The sequence below is a fragment of the Kitasatospora sp. NPDC059088 genome, assembly GCF_042738155.1.
Lineage (GTDB): Bacteria > Actinomycetota > Actinomycetes > Streptomycetales > Streptomycetaceae > Kitasatospora.
In genome coordinates this window covers 80,804-84,258 of sequence record NZ_JBHYGR010000022.1, presented here as the reverse complement: position 1 = coordinate 84,258, position 3,455 = coordinate 80,804, and the positions used below count along the sequence as shown (strand labels likewise).

1 protein-coding gene and 2 pseudogenes are annotated in these 3,455 nt (G+C 74.7%); 2 read left to right on the top strand and 1 reads right to left on the bottom strand.

Annotation, left to right across the window (positions count from 1 at the left end):
* Window positions 1-9: 9 nt before the first annotated feature.
* A complete protein-coding gene (locus ACFWXO_RS12995; protein WP_380523743.1) occupies window positions 10-1,176 on the bottom strand; it encodes a class I adenylate-forming enzyme family protein in 1,167 nt (388 codons plus the stop codon).
* Window positions 1,177-1,550: 374 nt separating this feature from the next.
* Between ACFWXO_RS12995 and ACFWXO_RS12990 the strand changes: the two are divergent.
* Both ACFWXO_RS12990 and ACFWXO_RS12985 read left to right on the top strand, forming a co-directional pair.
* Window positions 1,551-2,129, top strand: a pseudogene (locus ACFWXO_RS12990) (carbohydrate binding domain-containing protein); the annotation flags it as partial.
* A 207-nt stretch (window positions 2,130-2,336) separates the two neighbouring features.
* Window positions 2,337-3,296, top strand: a pseudogene (locus ACFWXO_RS12985) (chitinase); the annotation flags it as partial.
* Between the last annotated feature and the right edge of the window lie 159 nt (window positions 3,297-3,455).

Genomic DNA, 3,455 nt, shown 5'->3' with positions numbered 1-3,455 from the left:
CCCGCCGCCTCACCCCCGCGCCGCCCGCGGTCCCCGCGCGGCCCCCCCCCCGCCCGGGGGGGGGCGGCGCCCGCCCCGGCGGGGGCCCGGCGGCGGGGCGCCCGGGGCCAGCACCTGTTCGATCTCGGCGGGGTGGACGTTCTCCCCGCCCCGGATGATGATCTCGCTCGCCCGACCGGTCACCACCAGCCGGCCGCCCTCCTCCCGGCCGAGGTCCCCGGTGGCCTGCCAGTCGACGGCGCCGGGCAACCGCAGCCGGATCTCCCCGTCGACGAACCGGGTCTCGATCCCGGGCAGCACGACGCCGTCGACGGCGACCTTCCCGGAGGCCTCCGTGCTGCCGTACCCGTCGTGCAGCTCGTGGCCGGACACCCGGCGGAACCGCTCGCGCAGCTCCGCCGGCAGCGGGGCGCCGGCCGACAGGCAGAGCGGTGGCAACGGGGCCCCGGCGTCCAGGAGTTGGGCGAAGACCGCGGGCACGCCGCCCAGTGCGGTGAAGGGCGTCCGGCGGAGCAGCCCGGCGGCCGCCTCCGGGGTGAAGCGGTCCATCACGTGGGCGCTCGCGCCCAGGGCCAGCACGCCCACCACGCACATCGAGTGCCCGAAGGCGTGGAACAGCGGCAGCGGCCACAGCAGGTGGTCCTGGGAGGACATGCCCAGCAGGCCCCGGTAGGCGTGGTCGGCCGACCGGAGCCAGGCCCGCTGCGTCGACAGCACGCCCTTCGGGTCCCCGCTCGTTCCCGAGGTGTGGTGCAGCCAGGCGGGCTCGTCCGGAGCGAGGTCGTCGCGGGGCGGGGCGCCGGTGGGGGAGAGCAGCTCGTCCACGGTCACCACCCGGACCCCGGCGACCCGGCGGGCCTGCGCCAGGTGGGCGCGGTCGGTGACCACCAGGTCGGCGCCGCCGTCGGCCAGGCGGAACCGGAGCTCGTCGTCGCCGAGCCGCGGGTCGATCGGCACACCGACGGCGGCGGCGCGGGTGACGCCGAGGGTGGCGGTGATCGCGGGCACCCCGCCGGACAGCTGGAGCGCGACCCGACTGCCGCGCTCGACCCGGAGGTTGCCGGCCACCAGGGCCGTGCGGCGGGCGAGGTCGCCGTAGCTCACCGCACCGCCGGAGTCGGTGAAGGCCGCCCGGTCCGGCTGCTCCGAGGCGTGACGGAGAATCAGCTCGTGCATCTGGCACCCCTGCATTCCGCGGTGTGGTGAACGGGTTCCGGCAACCGTCACCCGCGGCATGATCGTGCGTCAAATCCACTCCGCCCCGGGGCCGGGGCCGGACCGGGCGTTCCCGCGGCCGGCCGGCGGTTGGTCCGATCGGACCCCGGCGACCCGGACCGACACGCCACGGGCGGTGGACGGGCGGCCGTCCGGGTGGCTCAAACCGTGAGTGGTCCAGACCTTAATGGTCCAGACCTATTGACCAACTCCGGCTCCCCTCCTACGATCCGGTCCGGCACAGCCCCACATGTCCCCCACCTCACCCACGGCCGGGCGTCACGCCCCCACGCGTCGGTCACGTCCCTGGCGCCCCGGTCGGAAGGGAGCACAGCATGTTCCGTCGGAGGTCCCGAACCCCACGCCCGTCGGGCGGTTCCCACCCCGCTCCGGAGGCCGGCCGTCCCGGCGGGGAGCCGCGCCGGACGGGTCTGGAACGCGCGTCGCGGCCCACACCCCGGGCCGCCCAGCACCGTCCGACCGCGCTGGTCCGCTCCCTCGCCGTGGCCGGGACGGCCGCCCTGGTCGGCGCCGGCATCGCGGTGACCGGCTCCGTCACCGCCGGGGCCGCGACCCCCAACCTGGTGGCCAACCCCGGCTTCGAGAGCGGACTCTCCAACTGGACCTGTTCGCCCGGCACGGCGGCGGTGGTCGGCAGCCCGGTGCACTCCGGTAGCGCCGCCCTCCGATCCACGCCGACCGGCCAGGACACCGCCCAGTGCTCCCAGACCATCAGCGTGCAGCCCAACTCCGCGTACACGCTGAGCGCCTACGTCCAGGGCAGCTACGTCTACCTGGGCGCCAGCGGCACCGGCGGCAGCGACCCGTCCACCTGGGCGCCCGGCAACGCCTCCTACGGGCAGCTCAGCGTCAACTTCACCACCGGGCCCGGCACCACCTCGGTGACGGTCTACCTGCACGGCTGGTACGGGCAGCCCGCCTACTACGCGGACGACGTGTCGCTCACCGGCCCCGGCGGCAGCAGCTCCACGCCGCCCACCACCCCGCCGACCACGCCGCCCACGACGCCTCCCACGACCCCGCCGACCACGCCTCCCACCACGCCTCCGACCACGCCCCCCACCACCCCGCCCACGACGCCTCCCACCACCCCGCCGGGCGGCGACACCTGCCCGACCAAGCCCCGGCCCACGGGCAAGGTCCTCCAGGGCTACTGGGAGAACTGGGACGGCGCCGCCAACGGCGTCCACCCGGGCCTGGGCTGGGTGCCCATCACCGACAGCCGGATCGCCGCGCACGGCTACAACGTGATCAACGCCGCCTTCCCGGTGATCCTCTCCGACGGCACCGTGCAGTGGCAGGACGGCATGGACGCCAACGTCAAGGTCTCCACCCCCGCCGAGATGTGCCAGGCCAAGGCGGCCGGGGCGACGATCCTGATGTCCATCGGCGGTGCCGCCGCCGGCATCGACCTGAGCTCCAGCACCGTCGCCGACCGCTTCGTGGCGACCGTCGTCCCGATCCTCAAGAAGTACAACTTCGACGGGATCGACATCGACATCGAGACCGGCCTCTCCGGCAGCGGTGACATCAAGACGCCCTCCGCCTCCCAGGCCAACCTGATGCGCATCATCGACGGCGTGCTGGCCCAGATGCCCGCCGGCTTCGGCCTCACCATGGCCCCCGAGACCGCTTACGTCACCGGCGGGAGCGTCACCTACGGCTCCATCTGGGGCGCCTACCTGCCGATCATCAAGAAGTACGCCGACAACGGCCGGCTGTGGTGGCTGAACATGCAGTACTACAACGGCAGCATGTACGGCTGCTCCGGAGACTCCTACCAGGCCGGTACGGTGCAGGGCTTCACCGTCCAGACCACCTGCCTGAACAACGGCCTCACCATCCAGGGCACCACCGTCAAGGTGCCCTACGACAAGCAGGTGCCCGGCCTCCCGGCCCAGCCGGGTGCCGGCGGCGGCTACCTGGACCCGGGCTCGGTCGGCCAGGCCTGGGGCAACTTCGGCGGCGCCTTGAAGGGCCTGATGACCTGGTCGCTCAACTGGGACGGCTCGAAGGGCTGGACCTTCGGGGACAACGCCAGGTCGCTCCAGGGCCGTTGACGCCGGACCGATCACCGCTGAACCACCACTGAACCACCACCGAAGGCCCGCGCCCCCCCCCCCCCGGGCGCCGGGCGGTCGGTTAGCCCCCCCCCCCCCCCGAGCCCCCCCGGGGCCCCCGCCCCCCCGGGCCCCGGCAGGGGGGGGGGTGGGGGTCGA